The 15,873-nt window shown below is 56.0% G+C and carries 16 protein-coding genes; 1 reads left to right on the forward strand and 15 read right to left on the reverse strand.

Features of this window, described 5'->3' with window-relative positions:
• Nucleotides 1-4: 4 nt before the first annotated feature.
• From C0560_RS14310 to pdxB, 14 genes are all read right to left on the reverse strand, one after another.
• Nucleotides 5-721 carry an ABC transporter permease gene (locus tag C0560_RS14310; protein ID WP_100779429.1) on the reverse strand — a complete coding sequence of 239 codons (717 nt, stop codon included), beginning with the start codon at nt 719-721 and terminating at the stop codon, nt 5-7.
• On the reverse strand, nt 718-1,404 hold the full coding sequence (locus C0560_RS14315; RefSeq protein WP_100779428.1) for a histidine ABC transporter permease HisQ: 687 nt from the start codon (nt 1,402-1,404) through the stop codon (nt 718-720). Before C0560_RS14315 ends, C0560_RS14310 begins: the two co-directional genes overlap by 4 nt.
• Before the next feature lie 85 nt (nt 1,405-1,489).
• Nucleotides 1,490-2,272: a histidine ABC transporter substrate-binding protein HisJ gene (gene hisJ / locus C0560_RS14320; protein ID WP_248858824.1), complete on the reverse strand. Its 783-nt coding sequence runs from the start codon at nt 2,270-2,272 to the stop codon at nt 1,490-1,492.
• A gap of 211 nt (nt 2,273-2,483) precedes the next feature.
• The gene (gene argT / locus C0560_RS14325) at nt 2,484-3,266 is read right to left on the reverse strand and encodes a lysine/arginine/ornithine ABC transporter substrate-binding protein ArgT (protein ID WP_095282776.1); all 783 of its coding nucleotides are present in this window, start codon (nt 3,264-3,266) and stop codon (nt 2,484-2,486) included.
• Nucleotides 3,267-3,556: 290 nt separating this feature from the next.
• Nucleotides 3,557-4,126, reverse strand: a complete 570-nt coding sequence (locus C0560_RS14330; protein WP_102104915.1) for a UbiX family flavin prenyltransferase — start codon at nt 4,124-4,126, stop codon at nt 3,557-3,559.
• An 88-nt stretch (nt 4,127-4,214) separates the two neighbouring features.
• Nucleotides 4,215-5,732: an amidophosphoribosyltransferase gene (gene purF, locus C0560_RS14335; RefSeq protein ID WP_100779425.1), complete on the reverse strand. Its 1,518-nt coding sequence runs from the start codon at nt 5,730-5,732 to the stop codon at nt 4,215-4,217.
• Nucleotides 5,733-5,768: 36 nt separating this feature from the next.
• On the reverse strand, nt 5,769-6,257 hold the full coding sequence (cvpA, locus tag C0560_RS14340; protein ID WP_100779424.1) for a colicin V production protein: 489 nt from the start codon (nt 6,255-6,257) through the stop codon (nt 5,769-5,771).
• Nucleotides 6,258-6,490: 233 nt separating this feature from the next.
• Nucleotides 6,491-7,186, reverse strand: a complete 696-nt coding sequence (gene dedD, locus C0560_RS14345; RefSeq protein WP_100779423.1) for a cell division protein DedD — start codon at nt 7,184-7,186, stop codon at nt 6,491-6,493.
• Nucleotides 7,176-8,444, reverse strand: coding sequence for a bifunctional tetrahydrofolate synthase/dihydrofolate synthase (gene folC / locus C0560_RS14350; protein ID WP_107704243.1), 1,269 nt, complete (start codon nt 8,442-8,444; stop codon nt 7,176-7,178). The genes dedD and folC overlap by 11 nt, the downstream gene beginning before the upstream one ends.
• A gap of 138 nt (nt 8,445-8,582) precedes the next feature.
• The gene (accD, locus tag C0560_RS14355) at nt 8,583-9,488 is read right to left on the reverse strand and encodes an acetyl-CoA carboxylase, carboxyltransferase subunit beta (RefSeq protein WP_100779422.1); all 906 of its coding nucleotides are present in this window, start codon (nt 9,486-9,488) and stop codon (nt 8,583-8,585) included.
• A 154-nt stretch (nt 9,489-9,642) separates the two neighbouring features.
• Nucleotides 9,643-10,302, reverse strand: coding sequence for a DedA family protein (locus C0560_RS14360; RefSeq protein ID WP_102104918.1), 660 nt, complete (start codon nt 10,300-10,302; stop codon nt 9,643-9,645).
• A gap of 27 nt (nt 10,303-10,329) precedes the next feature.
• On the reverse strand, nt 10,330-11,142 hold the full coding sequence (gene truA, locus C0560_RS14365) for a tRNA pseudouridine(38-40) synthase TruA (RefSeq protein ID WP_107703176.1): 813 nt from the start codon (nt 11,140-11,142) through the stop codon (nt 10,330-10,332).
• Between the two features lie 2 nt (nt 11,143-11,144).
• The gene (locus tag C0560_RS14370) at nt 11,145-12,155 is read right to left on the reverse strand and encodes an aspartate-semialdehyde dehydrogenase (protein WP_107703175.1); all 1,011 of its coding nucleotides are present in this window, start codon (nt 12,153-12,155) and stop codon (nt 11,145-11,147) included.
• 67 nt (nt 12,156-12,222) lie between these two features.
• Nucleotides 12,223-13,359: a 4-phosphoerythronate dehydrogenase PdxB gene (gene pdxB, locus C0560_RS14375; RefSeq protein WP_194513060.1), complete on the reverse strand. Its 1,137-nt coding sequence runs from the start codon at nt 13,357-13,359 to the stop codon at nt 12,223-12,225.
• Nucleotides 13,360-13,476: 117 nt separating this feature from the next.
• Here pdxB and flk point away from each other — a divergent pair, with 117 nt between their 5' ends.
• Complete coding sequence (flk, locus tag C0560_RS14380; protein WP_248858826.1) at nt 13,477-14,481, forward strand: flagella biosynthesis regulator Flk; 1,005 nt, start codon at nt 13,477-13,479, stop codon at nt 14,479-14,481.
• 68 nt (nt 14,482-14,549) lie between these two features.
• On the opposite strand, the gene C0560_RS14385 is transcribed toward flk, so the two are convergent.
• Entirely contained in the window at nt 14,550-15,728 is a 1,179-nt protein-coding gene (locus C0560_RS14385; RefSeq protein ID WP_129035534.1) for an MFS transporter, read from the reverse strand.
• Between the last annotated feature and the right edge of the window lie 145 nt (nt 15,729-15,873).

The raw sequence follows: 15,873 nt of genomic DNA on the forward strand, positions 1-15,873 counted from the left end.
TTTCTCAGTGCGTCGAAGTAGGTTTCATGTGCTGCAACCAGCGTTTTTCTGCCTTGCGGAACAGGCTAATCAGGACGTACGAAATAATCAAATACAGCACCGCGGCGATGCCGAAAGCGGTAAAGGGCTGGTAAGTCGCCGAGTTAATATCCCGCGCGATTTTCAGCAAATCCGGCACTGTCGCGGTAAACGCCAGCGCGGTGGAGTGAAGCATCAGGATCACTTCGTTGCTGTACGCCGGCAGTGCGATACGCAGTGCGGAAGGCATAATAATGCAGCGATAGAGCTTCACCGATGAGAAACCATAGGCGCGCGCCGCTTCAATCTCACCGTAAGGCACAGAACGAATGGCACCGGCGAAGATCTCAGTGGTGTACGCGCAGGTGTTTAGCGTCAGCGCCAGCACGGTACAGTTCAAGCCGCTGCGAAAGAACGCGTTCAGCATTTCTGTGCCTTTGACTATTTCCAGCGTGTACATGCCGGAGTAAAAGACCAACAGTTGGACATACAGCGGCGTGCCGCGAAAAATATAGGTAAACAGCCAAATCGGGAAGCGAATGTATTTGTTTTCCGATACGCGGCCAATGGATAAAAACACCGCCAGAATCCCGCCCATCACCACAGACGAAATCAGCAGCCACAGGGTAATCGCCACGCCGGTAAAGCGGTAGCCATCGGTCCACAGGAGCGATTTCCAGTATTCCTGAATAATCTCAATCACAGGTCAGCCCTCTTCACACCCACGGAGTAGCGACGTTCGAGAAGAAGCAGCACACCATTGGAGACGGTAGTAAACACCAGATAAATCACGCCGCACACGACGGCAAAATAGAAGGGTTCCCAGGTGCTCTTACCCGCAAGCTGCGTGGCTTTCACCACATCTTCCAGACCGAGGAGGGAAACCAGCGCCGTCGCTTTGAGGATCACCTGCCAGTTGTTACCGATGCCCGGTAAGGCAAAGCGCATCATGGCCGGGAACATAATCCGACGGAAAATTTGTGAGGAGGTAAAACCGAAGGCGGTGGCCGCCTCGATATGGCCTTTTGGTACGGCCATGTATGCGCCGCGGAAGGTTTCCGTGAAATAGGCGCCGTAAATAAAGCCAAGGGTGATAATACCGGCCACCATCGGGTCGATATCAATCTGCGACATTCCCACGGCATCCGTCACGCTGTTGAGCGCAATCTGCAAACCATAGAAAATGAGCAGCATCAGGACCAGATCGGGCACACCGCGAATCAGCGTGGTGTAGCCTTCAAAAATTAACGCCAGTACCCGATTACTTGAGAGTTTCGCTCCCGCACCCGCCAGGCCTATCAGCACCGCTAGCACCACTGAACTGATGGCCAGTTCGAGGGTGACAAGCGCGCCTTGTAAAATAACGCCAGAAAATCCGTACAGCATAAGGCCTGCCCTGTCGTGAGTGGTCACACCGTGTCTTTTCCCCTCCCGGAACGCGGGAGGGGCCGCACGTTATTTAACGGGGCGATTAGCCGCCGTAGACATCAAAGTCGAAGTATTTCTTCGCCAGTTTTTCGTAAGTGCCGTCTGCGCGCATTTCGGCAAAGGCTTTGTTCAGTGCTTCGCGCAGTTCGTTGTCCTCTTTACGCAGGCCCATGCCGGTGCCGACGCCAAAGAGTTTCTCGTCCTTAATGGACGGACCGCCGAACTTGTAATCTTTCCCTACAGGCTGCTTCAGGAAACCTTCGCTAGCGGCCACTTCGTCCTGGAACGCCGCGTCGATACGGCCAGCAGTCAGGTCAGCGTAGATATTTTCCTGGCCCTGGTAGGAGACGATCTCAATGCCTTTCGGCGCCCAGTGCTCATTGCCGTAGGTTTCCTGGGTGGTGCCCAGCAGCACGCCCACGCGTTTGCCTTTCAGTGACTCAAGCGTTGGCTGAATGTCAGAAGACTTAGCGACCACCAGACGGGAATCCGCCGCATAGAGTTTGTCGGTGAAGGCAATCTCCTGCTGACGTTTTTCGGTGATGGAGAGTGAGGACATAATCACGTCGATTTTCTTCGCTTTCAGCGACGGGATCAGCGCATCCAGTGGGTTCTCAACGTAGGTACATTGGGTTTTGATGCGTTTGCACAGCTCATTGGCGATATCGATGTCAAAACCGACCAGTTCACCTTTCGAATTCTTCGATTCGAACGGGGCATAAGTCGGATCGGTACCGATACGGATTTTTTGTGGAATGGCGGCAAAAGCGGCGGTAGCGCTGGAAAATGCCAGCACCAGAGAAAGCGACAATACCAGTTTTTTCATGTTTATCCTCAACAGACTGTCTTCTTACGGGATTTTACAACGGGGGAGTGCCATTAATGTGCCATTAATCCCCCTGGCAAGGCAAAGTATAAAGCCCGCCAGATGGAAATTTTTGCATCATAAATGCTTAACTATGCACTCGGCGACCCAAAATGGTGCGTCTTTTGCACCATTTTGGATCATGCAGAGCGCAGTGCCCCGTCAGTGACGATTAATCCCCGTAGACGTTGAAGTCGAAGTACTTCTTCGCCAGCTTGTCGTAGGTGCCGTCTTTGCGCAGTTCGGCAAAGGCTTTGTCGAATGCCGCTTTCAGCTCTTTGTCGTCTTTACGTAAGCCAATCCCGGTGCCATCGCCGAAGTATTTTTTGTCTTTCACCGACGGGCCGGCAAAGGCGAACTCTTTACCTGCAGGTTGTTTCAGAAAGCCTTCGCTGGCGGCCACTTCGTCCTGGAATGCGGCATCCAGACGCCCTGCTGCGAGGTCAGAGTAGATCAGATCCTGGTTCTGATAGGCAACCACATCGACGCCTTTTTCGCGCCAGTCAGCATTAGCAAACCCTTCCTGAGTGGAGCCTTGCAGCACACCCACGTGTTTGCCTTTCAGCGACTCGATGGTCGGCTGAATCGGAGAGCCTTTCGCGGCAATCAGACGGGAATCTGCCGCGTAGAGCTTGTCAGAGAAGGCAATTTCCTGCTGACGTTTTTCGGTAATGGAGAGCGAGGAGATAATGGCATCGATTTTCTTGGCTTTCAGCGACGGGATTAACGCATCAAAATCGCTGCCCACCCATGTGCATTTCACCTGCATGCGCTTGCACATTTCATTTCCCAAATCGATATCAAAGCCGACAAAGTCGCCTTTCGCATCCTTGGACGAGAATGGCGCGTATGTGGCGTCTGTACCGATGCGCACTGTCTGAGGAAGTGCTGCATAGCTGCTCGCTGCCGCACTTAATCCCACCAGCAGAGACAGAGCCAGAACCGTCTTCTTCATACATTTACCCTCAAGTGTCGTGATTTTATTATGGTTTGTGTTGTGTGTTGGATAGCAGGCGTTCTCTTGCAGGTCTTATGCCATATTGCCGACTGGTCAAAAAATCGACGTTAAATATGTTAATAAAACGTTGCGATATTGCCTTAATAGTGAAGATAGCAGGTCTGCCAAACGAACCGGAGGGGGAAAAAGGGAAAAAAGGAATTAAATGTCGAGGATATGATCGCGGTTGCATAATTGCCCCGAGAAGGGGCAACCAGGCTTATCATGCCCCCAAACGGGGCAACGGGTTATGCGCCCTGCCAGCGCGCGAACAGATCTTCCGGCAGGTCGATATCAAACTGATCCAGTACGCGGTTTACGGTCTGGTTAATCACGTCGTCGAGGGTTTGCGGGCGATGATAGAACGCCGGAACCGGCGGCATAATGACCGCGCCCAGCTCCGCCGCCTGCGTCATCAGACGCAAATGGCCGAGATGCAGCGGCGTTTCGCGCACGCACAGCACCAGCGTACGGCGCTCTTTCAGCACCACGTCGGCCGCACGGGTCACGAGGGTGTCCGTATAGCTGTTGACGATGCCAGAGAGGGTTTTTATGGAACAGGGGAGGATAACCATGCCAGCAGTTTTAAACGAGCCAGAGGAGATGCTGGCGGCGATATCGCGGGCATCGTGCACCACGTCGGCCAGAGCCTGAACATCGCGCAGAGAAAAATCGGTTTCGAGGGAAAGGGTCTGACGCGCCGCCTGGCTCATCACCAGATGGGTCTGGACATCCGCCACGTCGCGCAGCACCTGGAGCAGACGTACGCCGTAAATGGCGCCACTGGCACCGGAGATCCCTACAATGAGTTGTTTCATGATTTCGCCCTTTCTTGCTTCAGGGCAAACTTTGCAGGATTTTGCGGGGAGTTGCAAGTGAGGGCATCCGCCCTCACTTGCCGGGGCGTTAGCCTTCGTTGTGCATCTCTAAGCTTTCGAGATCGTTTTGCATCTGTACGGCTTTGGCATCGTCGTTACGCAGCGAGTCAAGGTAGTCGAGATACTGCTGATCGACGTCTTTGGTCACATAGATGCCGTTGAACACGGAGCACTCGAACTGCTGAATGTCCGGGTTTTCAGCGCGTACTGCGTCAATCAGATCGCTGAGATCCTGGAAAATCAGGCCGTCAGCGCCGATGATCTGGCGAATCTCGTCCACTTCACGACCGTGTGCGATCAGCTCGTTGGCGGTCGGCATGTCGATACCGTAGACGTTCGGGAAACGAATTTCCGGCGCAGCAGAGGCCAGATAGACTTTCTTCGCACCGGCTTCACGCGCCATCTCAATAATCTGCTCGGAAGTGGTGCCACGTACGATGGAGTCATCCACCAGCAACACGTTCTTATCGCGGAACTCAGCGCGGTTGGCGTTGAGCTTACGACGCACAGACTTACGACGCAGCTGCTGACCAGGCATGATAAAGGTGCGGCCAACGTAGCGGTTTTTCACAAAGCCCTGACGGTACGGTTTACCCAGAATACGGGCCATCTCCAGTGCGATATCGCAGGAGGTTTCCGGAATCGGGATCACCACGTCGATATCGAGATCGTCCCACTCGCGGGCGATCTTCTCACCGAGTTTGGTACCCATATTCACGCGCGCGCTGTACACGGAAATTTTGTCGATAAACGAGTCCGGGCGTGCGAAGTAAACATATTCGAACAGGCACGGATTGCTGACCGGGTTTTCCGCACACTGGCGGGTAAACAGCTGACCTTTCTCGGTGATGTAGACGGCTTCGCCCGGGGCGACATCGCGCAGGAACTCAAAGCCCAGGGTATCCAGCGCCACGCTCTCGGAGGCGACCATATACTCGGTACGGCCATCACCCAAATCACGCTTACCCAGCACCAGCGGACGGATGCCGTTAGGGTCGCGGAATGCCACCATACCGTGGCCGATAATCATCGCCACGCAAGCATACGCGCCACGGATCTGGCGGTTTGTCGCGGCAATGGCGGCAAAAATGTTGTCTGCTTCCAGCGGATAATGGCGGAAGTTATCCAGCTCGCTGGCAAAGATATTGAGCAGGATTTCAGAATCAGAGGTGGTGTTAATGTGGCGACGCTTCTCTTCGAAGAGCTTTTTACGCAGCTCATGCGCGTTGGTCAGGTTGCCATTGTGGGCAAGCGTGATGCCATACGGTGAGTTGACGTAGAACGGCTGTGCTTCAGAGGCGCTGGAACTGCCAGCAGTAGGATAACGAACGTGGCCAATCCCCATATTGCCTTGCAGGCGCTGCATATGGCGGGCTTCAAATACATCGTTGACCAGGCCATTCGCTTTGCGTAAACGGAAACAGTTGTTGGCATCAATGGTGATGATGCCTGCTGCATCCTGGCCACGGTGCTGGAGCACCGACAACGCGTCATAAATAGACTGGTTTACCGGCATGAAACCGGCGATACCGACAATACCGCACATTCGTCTTTTCCTCGTTAAGCCACATCTCAAAGCGTTTTACACTTTGGGCAAGAAACTCGACGAGCTTTGCAGATAGTCAAAGAACCATCTGATGATGAAGCTGAACTGTGGAATCAGCTGGGACTTGCTCCAGTCTTCGCTTTTTGAAAACCCGGTAAAGGTATCAAGGAAGAACAGTATCGCAGCCACGATCAGCGCGCCTCGCAGCGCACCAAAACAGATCCCCAGCACCCTGTCTGTTCCTGACAGACCGGTTTTCTCGACCAGCTGACCTATCACGTAGTTCACGATAGCGCCGACGATTAGCGTCGCGATAAACAGCACCGCGATGGCGATTCCATTTCGGACCAGTTCATCTTCAAAGCCCGTGAACCAGACAGACAGGTAAGTGTAGTAATGACTGGCGACAAAGAAAGCACAACCCCATGTCACCAGCGATAACGCTTCACGAACAAAGCCACGGATCAGGCTAACCAGACAGGAAAAACCTATCACCGCAATGATGGCGTAATCAATCCAGACCATATGTGTCCCACGATTAAACGCCCTGTCATCCAGTTCGGGGCGAATTCTAACAGAAAAAGAAAACGTTTGCGTAGGGATTTCCTTCCCGCGCGTAAATAAAAAAGGCGCTGAAAAAATGTTCAACGCCGCTGGGTTATTGCGCCTCTTTGGACGAATTCCCGCCTCTCATCCCGGCCCTCAAGACCGTATGGAGCAATCCCCTCACCCGGTGGGACGAGGGGTATGCGCGCACGTCAGTTCGCGCTATAACTCATCACCACACCGCTCAGCCCGGAAATCTGCTTCAGCTCGCCGAGCGAGCCTTTCAGCTTATCTTTCGACGCATCCGGCCCCACCAGAATGCGGGTAATTTTACCCTGCACCGGGGTGGAAGGTGAAGTGTAAACCCGATATCCGGCACCGCGGAGTTTACCGACCACTTCATTGACTTTATCGGCATTTTTTAGCGCACCAAGCTGCACCACATACGCTTTACCGGTTGGCGCAGGCTTCTCTTCCTGAACCGGTTTTTCCGGTGGCGCTTCCGTCGCGGCGGCGATCTGCTCGCTGGCTTTATCGCGCTGCGGTTTCGGCTGCGGTTTTTCTGCCGGTTTCACGGCAGGCTTTGGTTGTGCAACGGGTTCTGGAACCGGGTCCAGCTCACCGGCGTTACTCGCCACCAGACGAGAAGGATCGAGCGACGGCGCCGCCGCATCACCGGCGCGCACCTCTTCTGCTGCCCCTTCAGGAGGCTGAGCGGGCAGCGCCTGCGTGGCCGCAGGCAGCATGTCTGGCTCGTCGCGATCGCCGGGTTTTGGCACCAGCGGGATCGCGGCAAACTCATCCTGATAATGTTTTTTCTGCCCGTCGAGCAGTCCCGGGAGGAGAATCACTCCCAGCGCAACCAGCACAATGGTTCCTGTTAAACGGTTCTGAAACTTACTTGCCACCGGTTCTCCCCGCCTCCATTACTTCCATGACATGTGCCACCGTGTGGAATGATCCACACACCAGCACGGTATCTTCAGGTTTAGCATCCGCCATCGCGGCGCGCCATGCCAGCGCCACGTTTTCATAAGCTTCGCCCTTCGCGAGATGTTCCATCAGCTGCTCAGCCGACGCGCCTCGAGGCCCTTCCAGGGGAGCACAATACCAGCAATCGACCACAGTCTCCATGCAGGCCAGTGTGCCCGCAATATCTTTATCGTGAAGCATACCGATAACAGCAAGTACGCGCCCTGTTTTTGGCAGGGATTTGAGGCGCTCAGCAAGATAGGCGGCTGCATGGGGATTATGCGCCACATCCAGAATCAAACGCGGTGATTCGCTGACAATCTGAAAACGTCCCGGCAAAAGCGCGTTCTGAATGCCGTCTCGTATCGCCTGTTCGCTCACCGCCAGACCACTGGCGCGGATAGCCGCCAGTGCGGTCGCCGCGTTCGGTTGCGGCACCTGTGGCAGCGGCAGATTGTCCAGCTCGCCCTGCGCGTCGCGAAAACGCCAGCTGTCGCCCGTTACGTCATATTGCCAGTCAACGCCACGACGCATCAGCTGTGCGCCCTTCTCCTTCGCCACGTCGGCGATAGTGTGCGGCATATCCGGTTCACCGACTACGGCAGGTTTGTTGGCGCGGAAAACACCCGCTTTTTCGCGGCCAATGCTTTCGCGGTCCGGTCCCAGCCAGTCCGTATGGTCGAGTGCGATACTGGTCACCACCGCGACATCGGCATCAACCATGTTAGTCGCATCTAAGCGCCCACCTAAACCGACTTCGAGGATCACCACATCCAGCTGCGCCTGCTTAAACAGCCACAGGGCGGACAGCGTGCCGTATTCAAAATAGGAGAGCGAAATCTCGCCGCGCGCCGCTTCGATTTGTGCGAAAGAGGCTGTGTGGGCGGATTCCGGCAGTTCGCTATTCTGCACACGCACGCGTTCGGTGTAGCGGACCAGATGCGGCGAACTGTAAACACCCACCTTATAACCGGCGGCCATCAGCATGGACTCCAGCGTGCGGCAGGTAGTGCCTTTGCCATTCGTTCCCGCTACGGTGAACACGAAGGGCGCGGGCTTGAGGACATCAAGACGCGCACCCACCTCGCTCACGCGATCGAGGCCCATATCGATGGTTTTACTGTGCAGATTTTCCAGATAAGAAAGCCACGTGACCAGGGGTGACGTGGCTTGGGGAAGAGTATTTTTTTCCATGATACGCACTTTCATTTGTGTATACACTTCGGCCTTTAAGCGGTCTCTGCGTTGGCGACGCCCTGATACTACTCTGCTGGCTTGTGTATCAAATAAGTGAAAAGGGCAGCGCCGTCTGGCCCTGCCCTTTTTGAGTTATCAGGCTTCGGGTTCCTGATCCGGCACAACCACGCCTTCACGCGGCTCGTCCGGGCTTGGCGACGGCAGATTCATCAGCTTCGCCAGGATGCTCGCCAGTTTCAGGCGCATTTCTGGACGGCGAACGATCATGTCGATAGCGCCTTTTTCAATAAGGAACTCACTGCGCTGGAAGCCCGGCGGCAGTTTTTCACGAACGGTCTGTTCGATAACGCGTGGGCCGGCAAAGCCGATCAGCGCTTTCGGTTCAGCGATGTTCAGATCGCCCAGCATCGCAAAGCTCGCAGAGACGCCACCCATGGTTGGGTCGGTCAGCACGGAGATATACGGCAGACCGCGCTCCTGCATTTTGCCCAGGGCCGCAGAGGTTTTCGCCATCTGCATCAGGGACATCAGCGCTTCCTGCATACGTGCACCACCGGAGGCGGAGAAGCAGATCAGCGGGCAGTTGTCTTCCAGCGCCTGTTCAACGGCACGGATGAACCGCGCGCCGACGACAGAACCCATTGAGCCGCCCATAAAGGAGAACTCAAAGGCCACAGCGACAACCGGCATCTCGTGCAGAGTGCCTTTCATCACCACCAGCGCGTCTTTCTCGCCGGTCTCTTTCTGAGCAGAAGCCAGTCGATCTTTGTATTTTTTGGAGTCACGGAACTTCAGCACATCTTTTGGCTCAAGTTCGCTACCCAGTTCCACAAGCGAACCTTCGTCCAGCACGCTATGCAGGCGATTACGCGCCGACATACGCATGTGGTGGTCACACTTCGGGCAAACCTCAAGATTGCGTTCCAGCTCAGCGCGGTACAGGACCTGGCCGCAGCTGTCACACTTGGTCCACACCCCTTCAGGAATACTCGCCTTACGGGTTGGGGCTATGTTGCTTTTAATTCGTTCAATCCAGCTCATTGATAACCTTTCTGCCTGAACCTGGTCGTATGCCAGTTTTGCTGTAAGCGGCGCATAATGCCATTTTTGCCGCAAACAGACCATGAATGTTGCACATTAAAACATAACAGCCCGAAACTTTGGATAAAAAAGTGGTCGAACCGCAAATGCGTCTTTATTTCGCTTGCTTAGCCGCCGCGCGTTTGTGACGAATAATTTCGATCACCCCCGGCAAGACTGAGAGCACAATAATGGCAACAATCAGTAACTTAAGATTTTCCTGCACAATAGGCAGATCGCCAAACAGGTAGCCCGCGTAGGTAAACAGCAGCACCCACAGCAGCGCGCCAATTACGTTATACGCCGCGAAATGACGATAGGACATATGCCCCATACCTGCCACAAACGGTGCAAAGGTGCGGACGATCGGCACAAAACGCGCCAGAATGATGGTTTTGCCACCATGACGTTCGTAGAACGCGTGCGTTTTATCTAAATAGCTGCGACGGAAAATCTTCGAGTTCGGATTACTGAAAAGCCGTTCACCGAATACCCGCCCAATAGTGTAGTTCACCGCATCGCCGACGATAGCCGCAATAATCATCAGCAACACCATCAGGTGAACGTTGAGATCGTTGGTCGGCAGCGCAGAGAGCGCGCCCGCGACAAACAGCAGCGAATCGCCCGGCAAAAACGGCGTGACGACCAGGCCGGTTTCACAGAACAAAATCAGAAACAGAATGGCATACACCCAGACGCCGTACTGCGCGACCAGCTCCGCCAGATGAACATCGATATGCAGGATGAAATCAATGAGAAATCGTATTAAGTCCATATTGTCTAAGCCTTAATTGCAACTGCGTTAGTCCGCTAAAAACAGCGGGCCCATTGGCGGTTTTGGAAGGTCAAACCGATCCGGATAATCCACCGAGACCAGATACAGCCCTTCCGCTTTCGCCGTTGCTGCCGCAAGCGTTCTGTCCTTCGCTGCCAGCAGTTCTGCAATCCAGCTCTCCGGCTGGTGTCCGGCGCCTACTTCCATCAGGCTGCCAACGATATTCCGCACCATATGATGTACAAAGGCATTTGCTTTGATGTCCACCACCACATACGCGCCATAACGACTGACGTTAATGTGCATCACGTTTCGCCACGGGGTGCGCGACTGGCACTGAACCGCACGAAACGAGGTAAAGTCATTTTCGCCGAGCAACTGCTGCGCGGCACGGTGCATACGCTCTGCATCCAGCGGCTCATAAAAATGGGTCACGCCCTGGCTTAACACCGCCGGACGCAGACGCTGGTTGTAGATGATGTAACGGTAGCGACGCGCCGTGGCACTAAAGCGCGCGTGAAAATCATCGGGCACATCTTTGACCCAACGCACCGCGATGTCACCAGGCAAATTCGCATTTACGCCGAGCGTCCAGGCCGCGTCTTTACGCACCGCAGTGGTTTCGAAATGCACCACCTGGCCCGTGCCGTGAACGCCCGCATCGGTACGACCGGCACACAGCACGTTGATCGGTTCGTTCGCCACCTGAGAGAGCGCTTTTTCCAGCTTTTCCTGAACGCTGCGCACTTCATTCTGACGCTGCCAGCCATAATATTTGCTGCCGTCGTATTCTATTCCGAGGGCAATTCTATGGACTGGCTTTTGCTCCACTTCAGACATCCTTACAGATACTCCTGCACCAGCTTCTCAGCGATTTTAACCGCCATCAGCGCGCCGCCGAAACGGACGTTGTCCGCCACAGACCAGAACTGCACCTGTTCAGGCATCCCGTAGTCGTTACGCACGCAACCGATGGAGAGACGCGCGTTACCCGTCGCATCGCCCACCTGGGTCGGGAACTCTGTCTCTTCGCTGAGGGAGATATCTTCGCCGCGCTCAAACGCATAGCGCGCCTCTTCCGCCGCCAGCGGGCGCAGAGCCTCAAAGCTCACCATCTGCGCGTGCCCGTAGAAGACCGGGGAACGCACGCAGCTGGCAGAGATCATCAGGCCGTCGTCCTGCAAAATTTTGCGGGTTTCGTCGACAATACGACGCTCTTCGCGCACGCTGCCATCACGATCGGCAAGCATTGGCATCAGGTTGAAAGCCAACTGGCGACCGAAGAAGTCGTCATCGTCCACCGGGATACCGTTCAGCAGTTTCGCGCTCTGCCCTGCCAGCGCGTCGACCGCTTTTTTGCCCTGCGCGGAAACAGAAAGCAGACTGGTTACGCTAATGCGCGACAGACCACCGTCGTCGATCAGCGGTTTCAGTGCCGTCAGCAGTTGGCTGGTCAGGCTGTCAGGGACAGCAATAATGTTGCGGTTGCGGTAGTCGGCCAGCACGAACGGGTTCACGTCCGGCACCACCAGCGGCACGTCAGGCTCGAGGGCAAACAGACCGCTCAGGTCGATCACCAGGCAACCAGCGTTCGCCGCTTCTTCAGCGTAAGTCGCCGAGGCTTCAACGCCTGCCGCAAAGAACGCCAGTTGCACCTGCGTCCAGTCAAATTCAGCTACGTCCTGCGCGCGAACGGTTTTACCTTCGTAGCGCAGAGAGGTGCCCGCGCTTTCGGCGCGTGCCAGAGCATAGATTTCTCCCACCGGGAACTGACGCTCCGCAAGTGTTTCGAGCAGGGCTTCGCCCACAGCGCCAGTGGCACCCAGTACGGCAATATTCCAGCCTTCAGACATGGTGGTTTACTCCAGAAATGAAACAGCGTCCCTGCCAGATTATCCGGCAGAGAGCATGAGGAAAACATTAACGCGCCGGGTTATGCGTGGCAGTAAAACCCAGTTTATTCAGCAACGCCGCCGCATCGGCGTCGTCACAGATGACATACAGGGAGGACCACTCACGGCGCTCAAGATAATTCTTGCGAAGCCGGTCGAATTCACCCGGAATGCCGGCCACTTTTCGCAGCAGCGCGTCATCGCGGCGCACATCATACACTAAATGCACCAGCCTTTTTAGCGAAGACTCATCAAGCGGACCGTGCAGCGTAATGCGGCCAAATTCCGGCGCAGGCAGCAGTGTATCCAGCGCCACCTGCTGCGCCTGGCCGATAAAAGCGCTATAGGCTTCAAATACCTGCGTCGTCCCGCGCGCTTTGCCTTCAAGCGTATAGCCCGCGATGTGCGCGGTAGCGACATCCACGCGATTCAGCAGCGCCACGTTGAGATCCGGCTCCGGCTCCCAGACATCCAGCACCACGCTCAGATCCTGCCCCTCTTCCAGACATTTCAGCAGCGCAGTGTTATCCACCACCGGGCCACGGCAGGCATTTATCAGAATAGTGCCAGGCTTCAGGCGGCGAATTAACGCCTCATCGGCCAGATGCAGGGATTTGTACGGTCCGTCTTTAAACAGCGGCGTATGGAAGGTGATCACATCCGCCTGCTCGACCAGTTCATCCAGCGCGCGGAAGTCGCCTTCATCACCGCGATCGGCGCGTGGGGGATCGCACAGCAAGGTGCGGATACCGAGGGCTTCCAGACGTTTTTGCAACCGCCCGCCGACGTTACCGACGCCAACAATACCCACCGTGCGATCTTTCAGCGCAAAGCCGTCGCGCTCGCCCAGCATCAACAGTGAAGAGAAAACGTATTCCACCACGGCGATAGCGTTGCAGCCCGGCGCGGCCGAGAATCCGATACCGGCCTGTGCCAGCCAGGCATCGTCTACGTGATCGGTTCCCGCCGTCGCTGTCCCTACAAATTTGACGTTTTTACCCGACAGCAGCGCCTCATTCACTTTGGTGACCGAGCGCACCATCAGGGCGTCAGCATCGGTGAGTTCTTCAAGGGGAATGGGACGACCGGGAACGGCCTTAACGTCGCCCAGGCGGCTAAACAGCTCACGGGCGTAAGGCATATTTTCATCAACGAGGATTTTCACGACAGAGTACCTGTTTGAGAGGAAGTTAACCGGCCAAGTGTGCCATAATCTCGCCACCAGGCATACCCGAACGCTTTGCCTGGTTTACGGTGAGTAATGACTTTAAGGATTTTGACGATGCAGCCCATTTCAGGTACGCCGCCGCGCCCTCCCGGTGAAGGCCCAGTAACACCTTCCGCCATCGGCGAACAGCCGTTATCGACGCAGCAGCGCACGGTGCTGGAGCGACTGATCACCCGCCTGGTTGCGCTTACGTCGCAACAGAACGCGGAGGTGTGGGCGGGAGTGAAACATGATTTGGGGCTGAAAAACGACACGCCGCTGTTATCGCGTCACTTCCCTGCCGCCGAGCAAAACCTGAATCTGCGCCTGAATACCGCGCAGCAAAATCACACCACCCGCCAGATGGTGTCACAGCTCACCGAACTGTTAGGCCAGGGGAATAATCGTCAGGCGGTGAGTGATTTTATCCGCCAGCAGTTTGGTCAGACGGCCCTGAGCCAGCTCACACCGGACCAGTTGAGAACGGTGCTCACGCTGTTACAGAGCAATCAGCTCTCTATTCCGCAGCCGCAGCAACGCCCGGCGACGGAGCGCCCTCTGCAGCCTGCTGAGCATAATACTCTCAAGCAGATGGTCACCCGGCTGGCTGCTGCCACGGGCGAGTCAAACAAGCTTATCTGGCAATCCATGCTGGAACTTTCCGGCGTGAAAGCCGGTGAGCTGATCCCGGCGAAACAGTTTACCCATCTGGTGACCTGGCTTCAGGCGCGTCAGACGTTGAGTACCCAAAGCGCGCCCACGCTGCATACCCTGCAGGCGGCGCTTAAACAGCCGCTGGAATCACGAGAATTTGAAGCGGTGCGTGAATATGCGCAGCAGAACTGGCAGGTTACGCCGCAGACGGTACTGACCCCCGCCCAGATTCAGGATTTACTGAACCAGATCTTTATCCGCCGCGCCGAACGTGACGGCGGTGTGCCAGAAGCGCGCAATATTCAGCCAATCTACAGCCCGCTGTTCGCCCCGGTGGTGGACACCATAAAATCGATGTCTGCCCGCCCCGGCCTGATGTTTATCGCGCTGATGGTGGCGCTGGCGTTGTTCTGGCTGGTTGCCTGAGCCGAAGCATCTGCCACCCGACCTGCTAAATTACGGACTTTGCCGGTCGGGTTACCCGTCAATGACGTTTACTGCTTCCGGAATGCGATAACCGTTACTACTATCCCCACCACTGCCGAGACGGCCCCTGCCAGAAACACCGACGGATAGCCGAACGACGTCGCCAGTACCCCTGCCAGCGGGCCGGTGATACCGTACGAGATATCCTGGAATGCCGCATAGCCGCCAAGTGCAGTTCCACGAACCTGCGGTGCCACGCGTTTCACCACCTCGACGCCGAGCGCCGGGAAGATGAGCGAGCAGCCGCAGCCGGTTAACGCCGCGCCCAGCAACGCAATCCACGCCACCGGTGCCTGCCACAACAGCAGCAGGCCGAGGGTCTCAATCATTAGCGAAACTACTGCCACTTTTACGCCACCAAAACGGTCCGGCATCCAGCCGAACAGCACGCGCATCAGCACAAAGGCCCCACCGAATGCGGTTAGGGTGAAACCGGCCATTGCCCAGCCCCGGCTCATGAAGTAGAGCGAGACAAAGGTACCAATCACGGCAAATCCAACGCCCTGCAGCGCCAGACCGAGGCCCGGCTTCCAGATTTGACCGACCACGCTCCACAGCGACGGGCGATCGCCTTTATGAGCTGGCACTTTACGCACCGTGCCGTTAAAGGCCCACGCCACCAGCGGCAGCACCATGGTCGTCCCCGCCAGCACGGCGAAACCGAAATGGCTGTGGATCAGCAGCCCCAGCGGCGCGCCTGCGGCCAGTGCGCCGTAGATCGCCATCCCGTTCCAGGACATCACTTTTCCGGAACGCGTCGGCCCGACCAGCCCCATACCCCAGGTGAGCGTCCCGGTCAGCAGCTGGCTTTCGCCAAAACCGAGAATTAAGCGCCCGACAATCAGCAGTGCGAATTTATAGATGGCGTCCACCGGCAGCAGCGCGGCCAGCAGCCATGCCCCACCCGCCAGCCCGCAGGCGAACATGCCCTGTAACGCGGAACGTTTTGCGCCATGCTGATCGGCCAGGCGTCCCGCATAGCCACGGGTTAATACGGTCGCCAGGAATTGAATCCCCACGGCGACGCCCACCAGGGTATTGCCGTAGCCCAGCTCCTGATGTACAAACAAGGGGATTACCGGCAGCGGCAGACCGACGGTCATATAGGTAAGAAACACCGCGAAGGCGATGCGAAACAGCGAGACATTCGCTGAAGAGGTTTTTTCTGCTTGGGTTACTGCGGTCATGCATTACTCCGAAAATGAAGAGTAAGGCGGGGAAATGCCACGCCCCCTCTACCTGAGGATCAGGATTAAGGTGCGTTGGTTGACGTTAAACGCTTACGCATTATCAAAGTGATAATGTTGAAGCCGAAGTTTGCCTTTTCAGTCA

The sequence above is a fragment of the Lelliottia sp. AC1 genome, from assembly GCF_023278595.1.
GTDB classification, from domain to species: domain Bacteria; phylum Pseudomonadota; class Gammaproteobacteria; order Enterobacterales; family Enterobacteriaceae; genus Enterobacter; species Enterobacter nimipressuralis.